The organism is Kitasatospora sp. NPDC001159 (assembly GCF_053598235.1).
The window spans coordinates 40,993-60,427 of the sequence record NZ_JBSFJV010000018.1; the positions used below are offsets into that span (position 1 = coordinate 40,993).

Consider the following 19,435-nt stretch of genomic DNA (forward strand, 5'->3'; position numbering starts at 1 on the left):
GGGGGTACCCGAAGCGACTCGGCTACTGCTGCGCCGCCGTCGGCTGGTCGGTCGCGGCGGCCGTCGGGACGGCCGGCGCCGCCGGGGTGGCCGTGCCGGCGGGGGCGTCCGCGGTCGGGCCCGCCGACGGGTCCGCGCAGCCGCCCTGGGGGCGGACCGCGGCGAACGGCGCGTCCGGGTTGCCGCAGGCCGTCTCGGGCGCGGCAGCCTTGGTATCGAACACCTTGGGCGGGACGATCGGCCCGTCGGTGATCTCCACCCGGCTGGCGTCCAGCACCTTGACCGTGGCGGCCGGGCCGGTGCTCGTCGCCCAGCCGTTGCTGTCCAGCCGGTAGCCGGTGATGCCGCCGGAGACGGCCAGCCCGTTGCTGTTGGTGCAGCTGCGCGGGATGAGCACCGCGTAGTCGGTGTGGACGGTGCGCAGCGGGTCGTAGAGGCAGCCGTTGGCGGGCCGGTCGTTGTAGCGCAGGTCGCCGTCGGCATCGCGCAGGCCCATGGTCAGGTTCGGCGTCACCACGGCCAGCCAGGGCGAGCCGTCCCGCTGGACGGTGTGCAGCGCGGCGGCCGCCCGCTGCGCGGTGGCCTGCTTGCGCTGTGCCTCGGTGCGCTTGTCGGCGCCCGGCTCGCCGTCGGCTCGCAGGTAGTCCGCGAGGCCCGGCACCGCGCGGTGCCAGCGCACCTCGTGGTCGCCCGGACGCACCGAGGTGATCAGGCCGTCGTCCCAGACCACGATCGCGTTGTCGCCGGCCATCGCCAGGTAGAGCGCCTCGGCGCCCTCGCGGTTGTACGACCAGGCCCGCTCGCCGGTCGTCTTGTGGTAGGCCTCCAGGCCGGGGCCGACCACCTTGAGGTCCAGGTCGGCCGAGCTGACCGACTGCGAGTTCACCGGGGTCGCCTCGGCGTCGCCCGGCCCCGCCACCCGGTCACCGAACGGCACCGGCTTGTTGGCGTGCGCCGCCGCACCGGCCGCAAGGACCAGCATCACCGCCAGGGCAGGCAGGATCGACCGGGGGGTGAGTACGCGCGGCGGCTTCCAGGACACGGCCGGAGCGTACCTTTCACCGGGCGCGCGAGTCAGCCCGGAATCGCCGCCCGCACATGGTGTCGACCGCGCGCCCGGCCGCGCACGCCCGCCCCGCACGCCCGCCCGCCCACCTGCGTCGTCGGCTCCCCGGCCGGGAGGCCGGACGCTCCGCGGTAGGCCCCGCAAGCCCGGCCGGAACGTTACAGAGCTGATACACGGGCGCGTACCGGCGGGTGTTGCGGCAGACGGCGTTCGAATATCGCCCACTTTGGGGTGACATCCGCCTTTCCTTCCCTCCGGCGGCCCTACTGTCGGCGAACGTGACGCCACGGTCCGTCCCCGTCGTCGCCGTCCCGCCCCTCTCGCAACGCCCGGAGGAGAGACCATGCGAATCGGTCGCCTGACGCTGGCCGCGGCCGCTCTGCTGCTGACGGCCACGGCCAGCGTCCCGGCCGGGACGCCGCTCAGCCAGGCCGAGCGGCAGGCCCTCTCCTCGGACGCCTTCGAGCCGCGCGGCGCCGCCCGCCCGCCGGTCCAGCCGCCGAAGCACGAACCGCCGTTCGGTGCCTTCGTCGGTTCCCGGGACGACCACATCCCGCAGATCGGCCAGTACGCCCGCTGGCTGGGCGACGCGAACATGCAGGTCGGCCACACCTATCTGGCGGGCAACGGCTGGGCCGACATCGAGGGCGAGCCGGCGGTGCTCGGCATGTGGGCGCAGTGGCGGCTGGCCGACCCGTCCCGGATGCTCGTGCTCGGCGTGCCCATGCTGGTGCCCAACGAGGCGAACGTGTCGGACGGCGAGGTCGCCAGGCTGCTCGCCCAGGGCTCGCGCGGGGACTTCGACAGCCACTTCCTCCGGCTCGCCCGCCGACTGGTCGCGCTCGGCGGCTCGGACACCGTCATCACCCTCGGCTGGGAGATGAACGGCGTCACCTACACCCACCGCTGCAAGCCCGACCCGGCCGCCTGGAAGGCGTACTGGCGGCGGATCGTCGGGGTGATGCGCTCGGTGCCCGGGCAGGGGTTCCGCTTCGACTTCGCGCCGAACCGGGGCCTGGACGCGATCCCGTGGACCAGGTGCTATCCCGGCGACGACGTGGTCGACATCATCGGCATGGACAGCTACGACCAGCCGGCCGGCAGCGAGTTCGACGACTACGTGCGCGAACCGTACGGCCTGCAGGATCAGGTGGACTTCGCCGCCAAGCGCGGCAAGCCGGTTTCGTACCCGGAGTGGGGGCTGTTCCGCAACGGCGACAACCCCGAGTTCGTCCGGCGGATGGTCGACTGGATGCGCACCCACGACACCGCCTACCAGACCGTCACCGACTACTGCCCGCACGGCTTCTTCCAGTGCAGGAGCAATCCGCGCTCGACCGCGGCGTTCAAGCGGCTGATGTCCGGTTCGAAGGGGACGCCGACAGTGGTGCCGACGGCGCCCCCCGCCTCGATCGTGCCGGTGGCGCCGAGCGCCCCGGCCGCGGCCACCCCGCCGTCCCCGCCCGCAGCGCCCGGTGCCCCCGCCGTACCGGGCGCGACGGCGAGCCCGACGGCCGGCGCCTCGCCGAGCCCGTCAGCGGCGGGGACGCCCTCGCGGCGGTGAACGGTGCCGGGCCCGTGCTGAGCGGTGCTCGGTGACCGCTCAGCTGCGGCGGCGAGCCAGCAGGGCTTCCTTCAGCCTGGGGAAGCGGCTGCGCAGCAGGTGCGCCGCCCGCTGGCGGCCGCGCACCGCCCCGGCCCGGACGGCGGCCGCCGGGGCAGCGCCCGCCGGGCCCAACAGCAGGCGCTGGTTGTGGAGTTGGTCCGGCCGCCAGCGTTGCTTGTACGGCTCCTGGCCGCGCAGTAGGCCGAGCACCGGGATGCCCGCGCCGACCGTCTCGTCCAGGGCGGCGTTGAACAGCAGCCCGGCGATGTCCAGCCGCTCGCGCAGCGCCGGGTGGGCGCCGTACAGGTACAGCCCGCCGAAGGACGGGCAGAGCAGCAGCAGGTTCACCGCGACCAGTTCGCCGTTCAGGTGGAACCGGTGGACGGCCGCCCGGCCGGTGGCGACCAGGCCGGTGGTGGACTCGGTCAGGTGCTTGGCGAAGCGCTCGGTGCGGTGTTCGGGGGTCACGCCGCGCTCCTGCCACTGCAGGAAGTGCAGCCGCAGCAGCCCTTCCAGCGCGGCCGGCACCTCGGCCACCGGTGTGGAGCTGACCTGCACCCCGGCCTCGGCGATCTTGCGCAGCTTCACCCGGCTGCGCTGGGCGGTCTTGCCGGGCACCCGCTTGAGCAGCCGCTCCATCGGGACGGCCGGCAGGTACTGGCAGAGCGAGTCCTGGTAGCGCCGACGGGACCCGCGCCAGTGCTCGTACACCCGCTGCACCGCCGCCTCGGGGTGCACCTCGCGCAGCTCCAGCCAGTGCCAGGGGCGGGTGAGCGGGAGGGCGGCGGCGAACTCGGCGGCGGCCCGGTCGGCGCAACCGTCGTCGAGCAGGATGTCCCCGTAGTCGACCAGCCCGGCACCCAGGCCGGTCAGGCCGCCGAACGGGCCGGGGCGCCGTGTGAAGGCGCCGGCGCCGACCAGCCGGCCGTCCCGGCGGACCAGCACCACCAGCAGCGTCCCGGGGCGGCCGTAGTGGCGCCACCAGGAGCGCTGCCAGCCCGCGGCCTGGAAGAAGGTGGCGGTCCGGCAGCGGGCGGCCAGGTCGTCCCACTCCTCGGCGAGCGTGTCCAGGGCGTCGTCCTCGCGGCGCAGCTCGGTGGTCCAGGCCGGTGCCGCCGACCGGGCCGGCAGACCGGCGGCGCGGGCCTCGGAGCTCATCGCTTGCTCCCGGCGGCGGCCTTCTCCTTGGCCGGGGGCTTGGCGGCGGCCTCGGGCTCGGCCCTGCGCTCGGGCTCGGCCTTCGTCTCGCCCTTCGGCCCCGCCTCGGGCTGGGTCTTCGGCTGGGTCTTCGGCTGGGGCTCAGCCTTGGCGGCCTGCTCCTCGCTGCGCGGGCGGGGGGTGGCAGGGGTCCCGGCCGGCGCAGCGGCCCGCGGGACCCGCACGGCCGCGGGGGCCTTCCGGGCCGCCACGGTCTCGACGGCCTCGGCGGCCGCGGCGGCCTCGGGCTCGGCGGCGGCCCCGCCGCGGCGGCGGGTCATCATCACCAGCGACCCGAGCAGCACCCCGGCCGCGGCGCCGACCGCGACGTCCAGCTTGGCGGAGGGCGTGGTCGGCTTGTCCGGCTCGGCGGCCGGCGCCAGCGTCACCAGCCGGACGTTGGTGTCCTTGCTGCTGGTGTTGGCGAAGGCGACCAGCGAGCGGGCCACCGCGTCAGCGGTCCGGGCGGCCTCCTGGGCGCGCCCGCTGGTGCCGGTGACCTCGATCACCGGGGCGTCCGGGGAGGTCGTCCCCGACACCAGGTTCTCCAGCTCGGCCAGGGTGTGGCCGGTCTCGGCGGCCGCGACCGCGAGCACCTGCGGCTGGCCCGCCAACCGCCCGTACGCCTGGGCGAAGTTGGTCGCGGTCGACGCCTCCCCCGGGTTCTGCGGCACCACGATGACGTAGGCGCTGGCGGCGTACGAGGGGTGCGAGACGACGGCGTACCCGGCGCCGGCCGCGGCGCCCAGCGGCACCGCGAGCGCCACCGGCCACCAGTGGCGGACCAGGTGACGGGCGCTTCGGCGCGGTGTGGTCATGGATGTGGCTCCTTGGGTACGGGACGGCGGTATCGGCGGCGGGCGGTCAAGCGCGGGCCAGCCGGTCATAGAGGGCGCCCAGGTCGGCGGCGACCCGGGCGATGTCGTAGTGGCCGACGGCCGGGGGGTGCGGCAGCGGGTCGGCGATGTGGCCGCTCAGCTGCCGCAGGTCGCGCAGCGCGGCGGCGTACGCGGCGGGTTCGGAGGGGATGCGGCGGGCCTGCGGGGCGGCGCTGGGCGGCAGTTCGTCCAGCGCCGGGCAGGCGCTGTGCCGCACCGGCAGCCCGGCCGCGAGGCCCTCCAGGACACCGAGGCCGAAGGTCTCCACGGTGGAGGGGGCGGCCAGCACGTCCATCGCGGCCAGCAGGTCGGGCATGTCGTCGCGCTCGCCGGGGAGCACCAGCCGCTCCCGGACGCCGAGTTCGGCGGCCCGCCGCGCCAGCGAGGCGCGCTCGGGCCCCTCTCCGACCAGCACCAGCCGGGTGGCCGGGTCGAGCTCGACCAGCGCCTCCAGCAGCACGTCGAAGCGCTTGCCGGGGACCAGCCGGCCGACCCCGCCGACCACCCAACTGCCCTCCGGCAGGCCGAGTTCGGCCCGCACCCGGCGGCGGGCGGCGGCCCGCTCGGCGGGCGGGCGGCGGTAGCCGGCGGTGTCGATGCCGTTGGGGATCAGCTCGATCCGGGTCGGCGGGACGCCCCAGGAGCACAGGGTCTGGGCGACCTGGCGGGAGACCGCGACGGTGGTGCAGCCGAGCCGTTCGGCCGCCAGGTAGAGGCCCTTGACGCCCCGGGTGACCGGACGGCCCTCGATCACCCCGGCGTGCAGCGAGTGCTCGGTGGAGACCACCGCGCGCACCCCGGCCAGCCGCGCGGCCAGCCGGCCGTACAGCTGGGCCCGGTAGAGGTGGGTGTGCACCAGGTCGTAGCGGCCGGCCCGGACCAGCCGGACCAGCCGGGGCAGCGCGCCGAGGTCCCGGTTACCGCGCATGCCGAGGTGGTGGACGGTCACCCCGTCGGCGCGCAGCGCGTCGGCGACCGCGCCGGGGTTGGTCAGGGCGAGCACCTCGCACCGCTGGTGTGGCGGCAAGTGTCTTAGCAGAAGGTGGAGTTGACGCTCGGCACCGCCGGAGGCGAGCCCGGTGACGATGTGCAGGACCTTCACGGCCGACGCTCCGTCACTGCCCGCTCTCCACCAGGGTGCTCGGGGCGGACCCCGCGACCACGGCGCAGGCAGGCGACGGCGTCGCGCAGCAGGTGGCGGCCCTTCTTCACCCGCAGCCGCCAGGCGCCGTCGCGGTCGCCGACGTAGCAGCGCGGCAGGGCGAAGCGGCCGGTGAGCGGGGAGTGGGCGATCGCGCAGGCGTAGTCGTACCCGGCGTCGCGCACGGCCAGGGTGGCGGGCTGGTCGACGGCGCCGTACGGGTAGCAGAACCCGGTGACCGGGCCGCCGACCACCTCCTCCAGCAGCCGCCGGCTCTCCCGGGTCTGCACCGCGAGGGCGTCGGCCGGCAGCCCGGGCAGCGCCTGGTGGCCGAGGCCGTGCGAGCCGATCTCCCAGCCGGCGGCGGCGAGTTCGGTGACCTCCTCGACGGTGAGCAGCCGCTTGCGCGGGCCCTCGGTGTCCCAGCCGTTGTCCTGCCCGAGCAGGTCGGCGACCACGTACGCGGTGGCGGTGAAGCCGTACGCCTGCAGAATCGGTACGGCGTAGCGGGCGAAGTCCGCGTAGCCGTCGTCGAAGGTCAGGCCGACCAGCTTGTCGTCCCGGCCGCGGGCCCGGGCCCGCATCAGCTCGCGGACCGCGACGCCGCGCCGCCCGCGCCGGTGCAGCCAGGCGATCTGCTCGGCGAACCGCTCGGGGCTGACGGTGAGTTGGTAGGGGTCCTCCTCCACCACCGCCACCGAGTGGTACATCAGGATCCACGGCGAGGAGGAGCCGGGGGCGGTCGGATCGCCGACCGGGCGGCGGCTCCTGGGCAGTCGCGCCCGGTCGGGCGGGGCGTTGGTGACGCCCGCCTGGACCGAACGGACGGTTCCCCGTTCATTGTCCATGGGGAAACTTCCCTTCATCGACGACGGTTGGCGGGTTCAGGGCCTGTCCGGCAGATCTGCCGGACAGGCCCTGAACCCGGGCGGCGGCGAGGACCGGGCCGCGAACCTCGCGGGCACCGAGCCCGGTGCCGAGTGCGGCGAAGGCCAGCGCCACGGTGAGGCCCCCGAGGAGGGTCGAGAGCAGCGGATCGTCGGTCAGGCCGCCGACGGCGGTGCCGAGCACGGTGGCCCCGGCGGCGGCGGCGACCAGCCGACCGTGGCCGCCGAGCACCCGGCGCAGCCGCAACGGGATGCCGCGCAGCACCAGGCCGCGCAACAGCAGCGCGGCGGTCGTGGTGATCCCGGCGGCGTTGCCGGCGGCGAGGCCGAGCGCGCCGAAGCGGGCCGTGGCGAGCAGGTCGACCGCGACGGTGACGCCGAGGCCGAGCACCATCGCGGCGGCCGGGTACCAGTCCAGCAGTCGGCGGCCACCGTCCTCGGTGCGCGGGTCGTCGGCCCGGTGGACCACCGGGCGCAACGAGAAGTACGGGCGGATCAACACACCGGTCAGCGCCTGGGCCGGCAGGCCGAAGCTGTACACCCGGATGACGTCGGCGGTGGCGGCGGTGTCGCGGGGGCCGAAGGCGCCGCGCTCGAACAGCAGCGAGACCACCGAGGGGGCGCAGGCCATCAGGAAGGCGGTGCCGAGCAGCACCACCGCCGCGGCCTGGCCGAGATCCTTCTCGACCCGGTCGCGGGCGGCGATGAGGTCCCCGGCCGCGAGCGCCCGGGCGACCAGCGGGAAGGTGACGGTGCAGATCAGGATGCCCGCCGTCATGGCGAGTTGGGAGACCTTGGCGGCGTAGTTGAGGTGCGAGATGGTGCCCGGCGGCAGGGCCGAGCCGAGGTACCGCTCGACGAAGACCTGGGACTGCCGGGTCAGGGTGAAGGCCGCCACCGGCAGCAGGGCCAGCGGCATCAGCACCAGGGTGCGGCGGGAACGGCGGCGGCTGCTGCCGCCGGCCGGGCCCCGGCGCAGTCGGCGCAGTCGGCGCAGGAACGAGCCGGTCAGCAGACCGGCCATCAGCAGACTGCCGAGCGCGACGCCGAGGGCGGCGGAGCGTACGCCGAGGTAGCCGTGGAAGCCGAGCAGCAGGGCCAGGATGCCGAGGTTGTGGGCGACGTAGATGCCGGCCGGGGCGGTGAAGCAGTGGTGGGCGCGCAGCGCGGCGGCCAGGTAGCCGGCCACGCCGAAGGGCAGCACGGTGATCGCGGTGATCCGGGTGCAGGTGACGGCGAGGTCCGGGTCGGGTAGACCGGGGGCGAGCAGCTCGACCAGCTGCGGGGCGCCGAGCGCGGTGGCCAGGGCGAGGCCGCTCAGGACGAGCAGCAGCCAGGGCAGGGTGGCGCGGACCAGCTGGCGGACCGGGTCGGGTGCGTCCGGATCCTCCTCGCGCAGCACCAGGGCGAGGGCGAAGGCGGGCACCATGAGGAAGGACATGGCGTCCTCGATCAACAGCGGCGCGGCCGTCTCCGGGACGGTCCAGGCGACCAGGAAGGCGTCTGTGCCCTGGTTGGCGCCGAAGTAGCGGGCCAGCAGCAGGTCGCGCAGCAGGCCGAGGCCGGAGCCGGCCGCGCTGAGCAGCGCGGTGACGCCGAAGGCCCTGGCGAGGAAGCCGCGCCGGGGCACCGGGTCGGGCCCGGGGGCCGGGGGCCTGGCGGGCGCACTGCGCGGGGCCGGGAGGGTGGAGGCGAGCACGGCCGGCTGGTCGGTGGTCACTGGTCCGCCCCCCGGACGGCGGGAGTGTGAAGGCGGGCCCTAGCGGCGAGGCCGAGGACGACGGAGGTCAGCACGGTGGTGGTGCCGCCGATGTCGGCGTACAGGAAGTCGACCAGCACCCAGGTGAGCAGGGCGAGCGCGGCAAGGGTCGTGCCGCCAGGGCCTGCCGCTGAGCCGCGGCGGTGCCGCAGACAGCCGAGCAGCAGGCCGAGGAAGAGCACGGCGTAGGCGGTGATGCCGATCAGGCCCTGCTCGCTGAGCACCAGGACGTACATGTTGTGCGGGGAGAGCAGCGGTTCGCGCTGGAAGCCGATGGTGGAGTCGGCGGCGTCGCTGCCGGAGGACAGCCGCAGCGGGGCGTGGCTGTCGCGCAGCCGCGGGAAGGCCTTCGGTCCGGCGCCGTGCACGGGGTGGTCCTGCCAGATCCGCCCGGCGGTGGCCCACAGGTCGTAGCGGTCAGAGACGGACTGGTCGGGGGCGGCGGAGACGGAGCCGATCGAGCCGAGCCGCTGGGTGACGCCGGAGGCGCCGAGGCCGAGGCCGCCGACCAGGACGACAGCGGCGACGAGGCCGAGGACGGCGCTGCGCACCAGCAGCCGGACGTCGGCGCGCAGCAGCAGGACGGTGACGGCGACGCCGGTGGCGATCCAGCTGCCGCGGCTGAAGGAGACGGCGAGCGGGAAGGCGAGGAAGGCGGCGGCGGCGAACATCGCGCGGCGCAGCCGGACGTCGCCACCGGGGCCGCGCTCGCCGAGGGCCAGGGCGAGGGCGACGAGCAGCCCGTAGCTGACCACGGCGGACATCGCCATGATGTCCAGCGCGCCGAAGGTGCCGACGGCGCGGATCGGCTGGCCGGTGTAGGAGGCGCCGGTGTGGGTGAGGTACTGCTTCGCGCCGACCACGCCCTGGATCAGCGCGGCGAGCACGAAGGAGCCGAGGACCAGGCGCTGGTCGGTGCGGTCGCGCAGCGAGCAGAGCACCCCGGCGGGGACCAGGACGAACACCTGGGTGAGCCGGACGAAGCCGGTGATGCTGGTGGCCGGGTCGATCGAGCCGACGGTGGCCACGGCGGCGGCGACCACGATCCCGCCGAACAGCACGCAGGTGGCGTGGCCGAGCGCGGGCAGCCGGCCGCGCAGCAGGTTCAGTGCGGTGAGGGCGACCAGGGCGAGCGAGGCGACGTCGGCGGCGGTGACGTGGACCGCGGCGGTGACGTCCTTCTCTCCGGTGGGCACGCAGACCAGCAGGACGGTGGCGGCGGCCAGCAGGCTGGGCCGGTCCGCGAGCGCGGGCAGGGCCCGTCGCAAGGCCGGACGCGGGAGGGCCGGAAGGGTCAGGGCCACGCGGGTCAGCTCCCGTCCGGGTGGAGCATCAGGGCCGCGGTACGGCACAGGATCTTGACGTCCTGCCAGAGGCTCCAGCTCTCGATGTAGCGGTTGTCGAAGCGGGCCCGGTCCTCGATCGAGGTGTCCCCGCGCAGGCCGTTGACCTGGGCGAGGCCGGTGAGGCCGACCGGCACGCGGTGGCGGTCGGCGTACTCGGGGTAGGCCTGGCTGAACCGCATGACGAAGTACGGGCGTTCGGGGCGCGGGCCGACCAGGCTCATGTCGCCGCGCAGCACGTTCAACAGCTGCGGCAGCTCGTCCAGCGAGCTCCTGCGCAGCAGGCGGCCGACGGCGCCCATCCGGTGGTCCTGGGAGATGTTCCAACGGGTCGCCGACTCGTGCTCGTTGCTGGGGCGCAGGGTGCGGAACTTGAGGACGGTGAAGACCCGCCCGTCCAGCCCGGTGCGCTGCTGGCGGAAGAGCACGCCGGGGCCGGTGTCGAAGCGGACGGCGAGGGCGCAGAGCGCCAGGACGGGGGCGAGCACCAGCAGGCCGAGGGCGGCCGCGGTGACGTCCAGGGCGCGCTTGGCGGCCCAGCCGGGGCGACCCATCGCCGGGCGGCCGACCCGCAGGCAGGGGAAGCCCCACAGGTGGTCGCCGCCGGAGATCGGGGCGATGGGCAGCGAGCCGTACTCGCGCAGGGCGGGAACGAGCCAGACCTGGCAGCCGAGCCGGGCGGCGTCGCGCAGGGCGGCGGCGGTCTCGGCCTCGTCGGCGGCGCCGGCGGTGGCGATCACGTGCTGGACCCGGTGCCGGCGGACCTCGCGCTCCAGCACCTCGCGGCCGCCGAGGACGGGCAGGTCGGTGTCGCCGGCCAGCAGCAGCGGATCGGCGTCCAGGAAGCCGACCGGGCGCATCCCGTACTCGCCGTGCACGGCGAGTACGGCGGCGACCTTGCGGCCGAGCCGGCCGGCGCCGAGCACCAGGGCCGGACTGGGGCGGCCGCGGCGGACCCGCCGGACCAGGCGGTAGAGGACGGCCCTGCCGGCGGCGGTGATCGGCAGCTGGGCGCCGAGCAGGACGGTGAGCCGGACCGGGGTGGCGGGGCCGCAGTCGGGCCAGCGCCCATCCAGGCAGCCGGCCAGGGTGACCGCGAAGGCGGTGGCGACCACGGCGCGGACTGCCAGTGCGGGCAGCTCGTCCAGGACGGACAGGGTGAGCCGGGAGCGGTAGAGGCCGCCGGCCAGGTTGAGCAGCAGGAGCAGCGGCAGGACGGCCGTGACGCCGAGGAACGGGGTGAGCGGCACGGTCGGGTCGACGGCCCGGTTGGCCATGCCGGTGGCGGTGCACAGCGCGATCGCGTCGACCTGGACCAGCGCGAGCGGCAGGGCGAGCCGGGAGCGGATCGCCCTGCGGTGTCGGCGGGGCGGCGGCACCACCCGGGTGTACGCCGATCCGGCAGGTCGGTCGAGCAGCCCGGTGGTGGGTCGGCGCGGGCCGGGCAGGATCCCGCCGGATCGCGGCACACTGTCGTGGTCAATGGTCATCAGCGCACGAACTCCCCTGCTGTGTGCCCGGGGTGACGGTGCCCCGGCACCGATAGGCGTGGAGCGGCCGTCCCGGCCCGGTGGGCACGGTCCTGACAGCGCCTGCTATCGCTGGCGGCTTTCGGTTCTCCCGCGTCGGGGCCGATCGCGGAACGGCCGGTCGCACGGGACACGGTCGCGATGGGCTCAGGCGCGAATCTGCGGGATATCGAAACGAAGAAGGAAAAATCAGACAATACCAAACCGGACGATGCAGGCCGGAAATTGACTTGCCGTGTCATTCCAGCCGCCCATTGATAGGTATTTCGGATTTGACGCCTCGCCTCATATCCGGTTGAGGATGCGAATACGACAGCGCCTGATCGGCGGGCATTCACTGCATGTGAAACGATTAGATCCGCTCTGGGACACGGGCCCGGCGGCACCCGGCAGCCGGACCGGCACCCAGCAGGTGGCGGTACAGGACGTCCACCTGTTCGACCACGGTGCGGACGTCGTGCCGGGCGACCGCGTGGTCACGCAGACGGGCACCGCGCCGCTCGCACTCGATCGGATCGGACAGCATTTCCGCCATTCGGGTGGCGAGCGCGGTCACGTCCTCCGGTGGCACGACGGCCTGCGCCCGCACCGACTGCGGCAAGCACTCGCGCGCGCCCGGCACATCGGTCAGCAGCACCGGACGGGCGGTCGCCATCGCCTCCAGCGGTGCCAGCGCCATGCCCTCCCAGCGCGAGGGGAGCACCACCAGGTCGGCCGCCGTCAGCCACGCGCGCGGGTCCGGCACGTCCCCGACCAGCCGGACCCGGGACGGCTCGGCCGTCCCCCGGACCAGCTCCGCGATCCGCTGCGCGTCCGGTCCTCCGCCGACCAGCGCCAGCCGGGCCTGCGGCACCCGGCGCAGCACCTCCGGCCAGGCGGCCATCAGCACGTCCTGGCCCTTCTGCCGGCACAGCCGCCCGACGCAGACCGCGAGCGGGGAGTCCAGGTCCAGGCCGAGCGCGATCCGGGCGGCCCGGCGGTCGGCGGGCGCGTAGTGGCGCACGTCCACGCCGTTGGGCACCACCGCCCAGTCCGCGTGCACTCCGGCGGCCACGCCGTCCGCCCGTTCCTGGACGCTGACGCACAGCAGCCGGTGCGCCCAGCGGGTCGCGAAGCGCTCCCAGCGCAGGGTGGCGGCGGCCAGCACGCCGTCCACGGCGGCGAAGGACCAGGCGTGCGGCTGGAAGACGGTGGGCACCGCGCCGCGCACGGCCAGCCGGCCGGCCAGTCCGGCCTTGGCGCTGTGCAGGTGGACCACGTCGGGCGCGGCGGCCCGGACGATCCGGCGCAGCCGCCAGGCCTCGGCGGCGGTGGACGGGCCGGGCGAGCGTTCGGCGGGCCAGTCCCGGACCAGCGCTCCGACCGCGGTGGCCTCCTCGGCCAGTCGGCCGCCGCGCGGGCAGGCGACCAGCACCCGGTGCCCGGCCTCGCGCTGCCCCCGGACCAGATCGACGACGACGCGGGCGACTCCGCCGTCCACCGGCTGCGAAACGTGAAGGATCGTCATATGCACGGCGGCGAGCCTAGGATGGCTCCCCCGCGTCGGGCGGCCCCCGTCACCCGCAGGTGGAGGGCCGTCCACCCGTACGGCTTTCGGCTCGTACGGGTGGGCGAACCGCCCGGAATTCCGGGCGATTTACCTGCTTTACCGAAACCGCCGGAGTTCCGCCGGGTTCCGCCGCGGTTTCGTCGGATTCCGATCGGGGTTCCGGTCGGGGTTCCGGTCGGGGTTCCGATCGGGGTTCCGATCGGGGTTCCGGAGGGGCTCAGCGGACCTCGGCGGCCAGGTTGGCCAGCACCTGGTCGTGGATCCGGTTCAGGCCCTTGGGGGCGAAGGTGCGCTCGAAGAATCCGCCGATGCCGGTCGCGCCCTGCCAGGTGGCGGTCACGGTGACCTTGGTGCGGCCCTCGCCGGCGGCCGCGACCGTCCAGGTGATCACCATGCTGGAGTTGGCGTCCTTCTCCACCAGTTGGTCGGGCTTGGGCGCCGAGACGGTGAACAGGCAGTCGCGCACCCGCTTCTCGGTGGCCTGCAGCTTCCAGTGCACCTGGGTGCCGGCGCCGTTTCCGCCGACCCGGACCTCGTACTCGCTGTACTGCGCGGGCAGCAGCTTCGGGCGGGTCACCTGGTAGTCGGCCAGCGCCTCGTACACCCGCTCGGGGGCCGCGTCGTAGACCCGCTCGGTGGTGGCCTGCACCTGTCCCATGACCTTGCTCTCCTCGTGTGGTGGGTACCGCTGTCCGTACCGCTCACCGGCAAGCCAATCACAGGGGCGCGGCCGCGACGCGGCGGGATAGGGTGGCCGGTGTGCTCGATCTGGTGACTGCACTGCGCTACGTGGACCCACTGCGGGCCGGCGGCTCGGTGCCCGGTGTGGTGGAGACCGACGACCTGGGAACGTACGTGGTCAAGTTCACCGGCGCCGCCCAGGGCCGCAAGGCGCTGGTGGCCGAGGTGATCGTCGGCGAGCTGGCCCGGCGGCTCGGAATGCGGGTGCCGGAGCTGCGTCTGGTGGACTTCGACCCGGCGGTGGCCGCGGACGAGCCCGACGCCGAGATCCAGGACATGCTCAAGGCCAGCGGGGGCCTCAACCTCGGGATGGACCTGCTGCCCGGCGCGACGGACTTCCGGCCGGGGACGATCCCGGTGGACTCCGTCGAGGCCGGTCGGGTGGTCTGGCTGGACGCGCTCACCGGCAACGTCGACCGGACCGTGCACAACCCCAACCTGGTGGTCTGGCACAAGCGGCTCTGGCTGATCGACAACGGCGCCGCGCTGGTCTTCCACCACCGCTGGGCCACCGCGGAGGCCTCGGTCGGCAAGCGGTACGACCTCAGCGCCCACGCGCTCGGCGGCTCGGCCCCGGACGTCCGGCTGGCCGACGAGGACCTCGGACCGCTGGTCACCGTGGAGCTGCTGGAGGAGGTGCTGGCGCTGGCCCCGGACCAGTGGCTGGCCGACGAGCCCGGCTTCGACTCGGTGGACGCCGTCCGGCACGCCTACGTCACCCATCTGGCCGCCCGGGTGGTGCTCTCCGAGCAGTGGCTGCCGGAGGGCTTCGCCACCCCCGAGCAGCTGCGCGAGGCGGAGCGGCGGCGGGTGGCCCGCACCCGGGCCGGGCGCCCGGCCTGGCTGCGGGAGGTGCCGGACCTGCACGGCAAGCCGTCGGTGGAGACGGTCCGGGAGCACCACTTCGAGTGACGGCTAAGACCCGAGGGGTCGGATCCAGACGAAGTACTCGACAGAGGTGCCGACCAGCAGGCCGAAGCTCTTCACCGCGAACCCGATGTCCTTGCGGAACTCCTGCACCCGCGCGATCAGGGTCGCGAGACCCAGCCCGAGCAGCGGGCCCGCGGCGGCTATCGGCGCGAAGAGCAACGCCGGGAGCATCCCGGCGAGCCCGAACATCACGGCCATGAACGTGATTTCGGCGATCGGCGCGAGCATCGGGACCGCGAGCAGCAGCAGCCCGACGCCGAGTGCCAGCACCAGCCGGTGCCGGTCGGCGGCGGGACGGACGGGGGCCTGCGGTCCGGGGACGGTCTCTGCCATGCCGCTCAACTCCATGGGTGGCTCCGGTGGTGACGGATCCATCCTGTTCCGCGGGTGGGGCGGCGGCCTGAGTACGGGTACTCAAACGCGACTGGGGAGCGGGACCATGGGCCCCGCTCCCCAGCTCAGCGTTCAGTGCTCAGCGCATGGTGGTCAGCGCCTCAGCGCCACCACTGGACCGCCTTCTCGGCGTTGATGACGCCCGCGCCGTAGAAGCCGTTGTCGTCCGCGCCGCCCTCACAGGTGGCCTTCCACTGGCCGGTGCCGCCCGGGTTGAACTCGCCGGTCGGGCACGGGTGGGACTCGGCCTGGCTGGTCAGCATCTCGGTCAGCTCGTCCGGGCTGGCCCACGGGAAGGTGGAGGCCAGCAGCGCGACCACACCGGTGGTGTGCGGGGTGGCCATCGAGGTGCCCTGCATGTAGCCGTACTTGTTGCCCGGGATGGTGGACAGGATGCGGCCGTCCTTGTCCGGGGTGTTCGGGATCTGGTAGCGCTTGTCACCACCCGGCGCGGCGACGGTCACGACGCCCTTGCCGTAGCTGGAGTAGTACGACTTATCGCCGTTGACACCCACCGCGGAGACCGCGATGACGCCGGGCAGCTCGGTCGGCAGCGACAGGCAGTCGTTGGTGACCGGGCGGGTGCCGGGGGTGGTGTCGTCCGGGCTGGAGACGTCGGTGGTCTTGTGCGCCAGGTCGATGTTCTCGTTGCCCGCGGCGGCGACGTTGAGGACGCCCTTGCGCTGCGAGAACGCGACGGCCTTACGGACGGCGGCCGTGATCGCCGCCTGGTCCTGGTCGTTCTGGCAGTTGAACATCCACGGGTCGACGTAGTAGCTGTTGTTCGTCACCTTGAAGCCGTGCTCGCCGGCCCAGACGAAGCCGCAGACCGCGTTCTCCGGGTAGATCATGCCGGCGTCGTCGACGACCTTGACCGCGGCCAGCTTCACGTTCGGGGCGATACCGACGATGCCCTTGCCGTTCTTGGCGGCGGCGATGGTGCCGGCCACGTGGGTGCCGTGGTCGCTGGTGGTGGGCTGCCAGGCCTTCCAGTCGGTGTTCGTCTTGCCGTCGATGCAGGAGACCGACTGCGAGGCGTCGACGTTGGCGGCCAGGTCCTCGTGGGTGGCGTCGATGCCGGAGTCCAGCACGCCGACGGTGACGTTGCGGCTGCCGAGCGAGATCTTGTGCGCCTTGTCGACACCGATCTGGCGCATGTCCCACTGGTTGGCCTCGTACGGCTCCTGACCGTCGGCGGCGGTGCCGGTGGGCTCGGCGGCGACGTCGGCCTTGCCCTGGTCGGAGGCGGTGATGCCCTTGGTGCGGCTGGCACCGACGGAGTCGACGCCCTTGGCCAGACGCAGCTTCTCCGCGAACTTGGTGTCGTTCGAGCGGGCGATCACGACGCCGATCTGCTCGTACGACTGGACCACGGTGCCGCCGAGGCCGGTGACGGCCTTCTCGACCTTCTGCACCTGGCCGTGGTTGGCCTTGGTGTTGACGACGTAGCTGAGCAGCGGACCGGTCGTCGAGTCGCCGGTGGGCGCCGCGACGGCGGTGCCGGCCGGCAGCGCGAGGGCGCCGGCGGTGGCGAGCACGACGCCCACCGCCGCGTACCGGGTCCGACTGATCCGAGGAACTCTCATTGGGGTTGGCCCTCCCGAGTCGTCATGCGGCAGCTGCGGTGTGGCAGGTGCGCTGGGAATGACCGGACGTTAATGAATATTCGCTGATATGCGCAAGAGGTAGTCATCTAATCGTCACATCTCAACCAACACCGGAGGTTACGAGTCCGCAGCTCAACAAGGGCAACAGAGGCAAAGATTGTTAAAAAGTGATGGTTCGCTGACGAGCCGACGGACTCGAGCGCCTACATCAGAGCGCGTACAGTCGACGGGCGTTCCCGGCGGCGATCATCCGCGCCAGACGCTGCCCGTCCGCGGCCGAACAGGCCCCGTCCGCCTGCCAGTCGGCCAGCAGGGCGCCCAGTCCGTGCCGGAACTGAGCGGCGCCCACCAGGAACAGTTCGGGCAGCCCGTAGGCGTCGGTGGAGAACAGCAATTTGCCGAACGGCGCCAGTTCCAGCATCTCGCCGAGGACGGCCGCCACCCGCGGCCCGGTGTAGGACGCGGTCAGCCCGAGGTCGGTGTACACCGTCGGGAAGGCCTGGGCCAGCCAGGCGGCCTGCCGGTGGTACGGGTAGGCGTGCAGCAGCACCAGCGGGACGCCGCTCGGCTCGGCGGCGCGGACGAAGTCGGTCAGCAGGGACGGGTCTGCGCGGTGCAGGGTGAGGTCGGGATCGCCGAAGCCGGTGTGGAGTTGGATCGGCAGGCCGAGCTCGGCGCAGACGTCCACGGCCGTCCAGAGCAGGTGGTGCAGCAGCAGCGGGTCGGTCAGCCGGCCGCGTCCGCCGTGCAGCCAGGCTCCGGCGGCGGCCACCACGGCGGTGCGCGCGGGCCGTTCGGCCGGGGCCGCCAGGCCGTGCCGGTAGGCGAGCACCGACTTCATCGCGACCGCCCCGGTGGCAGCCGCGGCGAGCGCCTCGCCGACGGCCGCCGGCCAGTCCTCGGCGCCGGCCGTGACCGCCTCGGCGACCGTCTCCAGCCGGACCACCTCGCGCACCACCGCCCCGGCGGCCTCGGCGAGTTCGGTCAGCGGCAGCAGCTCGTGGCCGGCCGCGGCGGTCAGCCCGGTGTCCACCAGGCAGGTGTCCAGCCCGGCGGCCGCGAGCAGCCGACGGGTGGCCTCGGCCGCGCCCAGCTCGCGCCGGCGGGCCAGGTAGTCGGCGGCCGGGGTGTGCGCGGGCAGGCCGAGCGCGGGCGGGCACCAGCGCCGCACCGCCAGGCCGAGCGCACTGTCGAAGGGCGAACAGCCGGGCGCGGGCGGGCGGTCGGACTCGGTGAGCAGCCCGGCCAGGGCGTCGTCGGCGAGCTCGGCCGCCACCACGCTGTGGCAGTGGTGGTCGACCAGCGCCGGCCGGGCCACCGGTCAGTACCGCCAGCGGGTGGCCGCGATCAGCTCCTCGGGCCCGACGACCGCGTACTGCTCGGCCTCGGCCCGGCGCACCGCCAGCACCGCCTGGTACAGCGGATCGCCGAGCGCCTCGCGCAGCACCGCCGAGCGCTCGTAGGCGGCGATCGCCTCGGCCGGGCTCTGCGGCAGCCGGGGCACCGTGCCGGGCTCGACGGTGGCCGGATCCCCGGTGAACTCCGGCGGTAGCGCGCGGCGTTGCTCCAGCCCGGCGAAGCCGGCGGCGAGCACCGCGCCGACCGCGAGGTACGGATTGGCGCTCGCGTCGAAGCACTTGACCTCGGCGTTCGCGGCGGCGGCGCGCTCCCCGGTGGAGCCGGTGACCAGGCGCATCGCGGCCTCCCGGTTCTCCAGGCCCCAGCACTGGTAGGCGCCGGCCCAGTGCTGGGGCACCAGACGCAGGTACCCGGCCGGGCTGGAGCAGCCCAGCACCAGCAGTGCGGGCAGCGCGTCGAGCACCCCGGCGAGGAAGCCCTCGGCCTCGGTGGTCAGGCCGTGCGGCCCGGGGCCGCCGTGGCCGAGGTTGCGGCCGTCCCGCCAGAGGCTGAGGTGCAGGTGCCCGCCGTTGCCGACCCCGTCGGGCTCGACCACGGGGGCGAAGGAGACCCGCAGGCCGTGCTTGGCGGAGACGGCCCGGACGGTGTGCCGGACCAGCACGGCGGTGTCGGCGGCGCCGACCGGGCCCTCGGGGGCGACCGAGACCTCGAACTGCCCCGGGGAGTACTCGGGGTGGATCTGCAGCACGCTCAACCCCTGCTCGCCGAGGGCGCGCAGGACGTCCCGCAGGTAGTCGGAGAGGTCGGTGAGCCGGTGCATCCCGTAGGCCGGGCCGTACGTCGGGTACTGCGGCGCCTCCTGCGGCGGGCCCTCCAGCGCGACCACCCACTCGACCTCGATGCCGGCCTTGAGGCTCAGCCCACGCGCGGCCGCGGCGGCCTCCATCCGGCGGGCGAACAGCCGCTGGCAGCCGGGGTGCGGACCGTCGGCCTGGGTGTGGCGGTCCCCCGGGGCCCAGGCCCAGCCGGGCTGGGCGGCCAACGGGACGATCCGGTCGACGTCGGGGTAGAGCCTCAGGTCGCCGGTGGGGCCGCCGATGATCGGGCTGGTGGTGATGGCGTCGTCGGCGAGGAACACGTCGAAGCAGGGCGCGACGCCGATGCCCCACTCGGCCGCGTGCACCAGGCCGCTGAGCGGCACGGCCTTGACCCGGGTGATGCCCGCGTTGTCCACCCAGGTGACGGCCACCGCCTCGACGGCGGCGGTGCGCAGCCGGTCGGTGGCCTCCTCGGCCCGCTGGGCGCGCTCGGCCCGCGGGGACAGCGCGACGGCGGCCGCGAGGGTGCCGTAGTCGGGCCGCTCGTCGGGGTCGGCGGCCTGGGCCATGGCGGTTCCGATGCTCATGTCATCATGCTGCCCCGCCAATTGGGCTTCCGTAAGTCCCCTATC

Annotated in this window: 16 protein-coding genes; 2 read left to right on the forward strand and 14 right to left on the reverse strand. The window is 74.3% G+C overall.

Features of this window, described 5'->3' with window-relative positions:
• Nucleotides 1-22: 22 nt before the first annotated feature.
• Nucleotides 23-1,042, reverse strand: coding sequence for a hypothetical protein (locus ACWC9T_RS12200; protein WP_449820954.1), 1,020 nt, complete (start codon nt 1,040-1,042; stop codon nt 23-25).
• 367 nt (nt 1,043-1,409) lie between these two features.
• Between ACWC9T_RS12200 and ACWC9T_RS12205 the strand changes: the two genes are divergently transcribed.
• Nucleotides 1,410-2,630 (forward strand): glycoside hydrolase family 26 protein, encoded by a 1,221-nt coding sequence (locus tag ACWC9T_RS12205; protein WP_449820955.1) that lies wholly within the window; start codon nt 1,410-1,412, stop codon nt 2,628-2,630.
• Nucleotides 2,631-2,669: 39 nt separating this feature from the next.
• Here ACWC9T_RS12205 and ACWC9T_RS12210 read toward each other — a convergent pair whose 3' ends face one another.
• The 9 genes from ACWC9T_RS12210 to ACWC9T_RS12250 form a co-directional block, all read right to left on the reverse strand.
• Nucleotides 2,670-3,830: a GNAT family N-acetyltransferase gene (locus ACWC9T_RS12210; protein WP_449820956.1), complete on the reverse strand. Its 1,161-nt coding sequence runs from the start codon at nt 3,828-3,830 to the stop codon at nt 2,670-2,672.
• On the reverse strand, nt 3,827-4,687 hold the full coding sequence (locus ACWC9T_RS12215) for a Wzz/FepE/Etk N-terminal domain-containing protein (protein WP_449820957.1): 861 nt from the start codon (nt 4,685-4,687) through the stop codon (nt 3,827-3,829). The genes ACWC9T_RS12210 and ACWC9T_RS12215 overlap by 4 nt, the downstream gene beginning before the upstream one ends.
• A gap of 46 nt (nt 4,688-4,733) precedes the next feature.
• Entirely contained in the window at nt 4,734-5,849 is a 1,116-nt protein-coding gene (locus ACWC9T_RS12220; RefSeq protein ID WP_449820958.1) for a glycosyltransferase, read from the reverse strand.
• Nucleotides 5,846-6,736 carry a polysaccharide deacetylase family protein gene (locus tag ACWC9T_RS12225; RefSeq protein WP_449820959.1) on the reverse strand — a complete coding sequence of 297 codons (891 nt, stop codon included), beginning with the start codon at nt 6,734-6,736 and terminating at the stop codon, nt 5,846-5,848. Before ACWC9T_RS12225 ends, ACWC9T_RS12220 begins: the two co-directional genes overlap by 4 nt.
• The gene (locus tag ACWC9T_RS12230) at nt 6,726-8,495 is read right to left on the reverse strand and encodes a lipid II flippase MurJ (RefSeq protein WP_449820960.1); all 1,770 of its coding nucleotides are present in this window, start codon (nt 8,493-8,495) and stop codon (nt 6,726-6,728) included. The genes ACWC9T_RS12225 and ACWC9T_RS12230 overlap by 11 nt, the downstream gene beginning before the upstream one ends.
• Nucleotides 8,492-9,838, reverse strand: coding sequence for an O-antigen ligase family protein (locus ACWC9T_RS12235; protein WP_449820961.1), 1,347 nt, complete (start codon nt 9,836-9,838; stop codon nt 8,492-8,494). The genes ACWC9T_RS12230 and ACWC9T_RS12235 overlap by 4 nt, the downstream gene beginning before the upstream one ends.
• 5 nt (nt 9,839-9,843) lie before the next feature.
• Nucleotides 9,844-11,367 carry an exopolysaccharide biosynthesis polyprenyl glycosylphosphotransferase gene (locus ACWC9T_RS12240; RefSeq protein WP_449820962.1) on the reverse strand — a complete coding sequence of 508 codons (1,524 nt, stop codon included), beginning with the start codon at nt 11,365-11,367 and terminating at the stop codon, nt 9,844-9,846.
• Between the two features lie 391 nt (nt 11,368-11,758).
• Complete coding sequence (locus ACWC9T_RS12245) at nt 11,759-12,913, reverse strand: glycosyltransferase (protein ID WP_449820963.1); 1,155 nt, start codon at nt 12,911-12,913, stop codon at nt 11,759-11,761.
• 259 nt (nt 12,914-13,172) lie between these two features.
• Nucleotides 13,173-13,613, reverse strand: a complete 441-nt coding sequence (locus ACWC9T_RS12250; protein WP_396249324.1) for an SRPBCC family protein — start codon at nt 13,611-13,613, stop codon at nt 13,173-13,175.
• Nucleotides 13,614-13,714: 101 nt separating this feature from the next.
• On the opposite strand from ACWC9T_RS12250, the gene ACWC9T_RS12255 reads away from it, so the two are divergent.
• Nucleotides 13,715-14,608 carry a HipA family kinase gene (locus ACWC9T_RS12255; protein ID WP_449820964.1) on the forward strand — a complete coding sequence of 298 codons (894 nt, stop codon included), beginning with the start codon at nt 13,715-13,717 and terminating at the stop codon, nt 14,606-14,608.
• A gap of 3 nt (nt 14,609-14,611) precedes the next feature.
• Here the strand turns inward: ACWC9T_RS12255 and ACWC9T_RS12260 are convergent, their stop codons facing one another.
• From ACWC9T_RS12260 to ACWC9T_RS12275, 4 genes are all read right to left on the reverse strand, one after another.
• Nucleotides 14,612-14,959, reverse strand: coding sequence for a hypothetical protein (locus tag ACWC9T_RS12260; RefSeq protein ID WP_449820965.1), 348 nt, complete (start codon nt 14,957-14,959; stop codon nt 14,612-14,614).
• Nucleotides 14,960-15,120: 161 nt separating this feature from the next.
• Entirely contained in the window at nt 15,121-16,605 is a 1,485-nt protein-coding gene (locus tag ACWC9T_RS12265) for a S8 family peptidase (protein WP_449820966.1), read from the reverse strand.
• A gap of 229 nt (nt 16,606-16,834) precedes the next feature.
• A complete protein-coding gene (locus ACWC9T_RS12270; RefSeq protein ID WP_449820967.1) occupies nt 16,835-17,944 on the reverse strand; it encodes an amidohydrolase family protein in 1,110 nt (369 codons plus the stop codon).
• A gap of 3 nt (nt 17,945-17,947) precedes the next feature.
• Nucleotides 17,948-19,390, reverse strand: a complete 1,443-nt coding sequence (locus ACWC9T_RS12275) for a glutamine synthetase (protein WP_449820968.1) — start codon at nt 19,388-19,390, stop codon at nt 17,948-17,950.
• Nucleotides 19,391-19,435 lie beyond the last annotated feature (45 nt).

Coding starts and splice junctions, on each gene's coding strand:
- ACWC9T_RS12265 (WP_449820966.1), bottom strand. CDS start 16,605: ATGAGAGTTCCTCGGATCAGTCGGACCCGGTACGCGGCGGTGGGCGTC.
- ACWC9T_RS12240 (WP_449820962.1), bottom strand. CDS start 11,367: ATGACCATTGACCACGACAGTGTGCCGCGATCCGGCGGGATCCTGCCC.
- ACWC9T_RS12210 (WP_449820956.1), bottom strand. CDS start 3,830: ATGAGCTCCGAGGCCCGCGCCGCCGGTCTGCCGGCCCGGTCGGCGGCA.
- ACWC9T_RS12205 (WP_449820955.1), top strand. CDS start 1,410: ATGCGAATCGGTCGCCTGACGCTGGCCGCGGCCGCTCTGCTGCTGACG.
- ACWC9T_RS12215 (WP_449820957.1), bottom strand. CDS start 4,687: ATGACCACACCGCGCCGAAGCGCCCGTCACCTGGTCCGCCACTGGTGG.
- ACWC9T_RS12225 (WP_449820959.1), bottom strand. CDS start 6,736: ATGGACAATGAACGGGGAACCGTCCGTTCGGTCCAGGCGGGCGTCACC.
- ACWC9T_RS12245 (WP_449820963.1), bottom strand. CDS start 12,913: ATGACGATCCTTCACGTTTCGCAGCCGGTGGACGGCGGAGTCGCCCGC.
- ACWC9T_RS12250 (WP_396249324.1), bottom strand. CDS start 13,613: ATGGGACAGGTGCAGGCCACCACCGAGCGGGTCTACGACGCGGCCCCC.
- ACWC9T_RS12275 (WP_449820968.1), bottom strand. CDS start 19,390: ATGAGCATCGGAACCGCCATGGCCCAGGCCGCCGACCCCGACGAGCGG.
- ACWC9T_RS12260 (WP_449820965.1), bottom strand. CDS start 14,959: ATGGCAGAGACCGTCCCCGGACCGCAGGCCCCCGTCCGTCCCGCCGCC.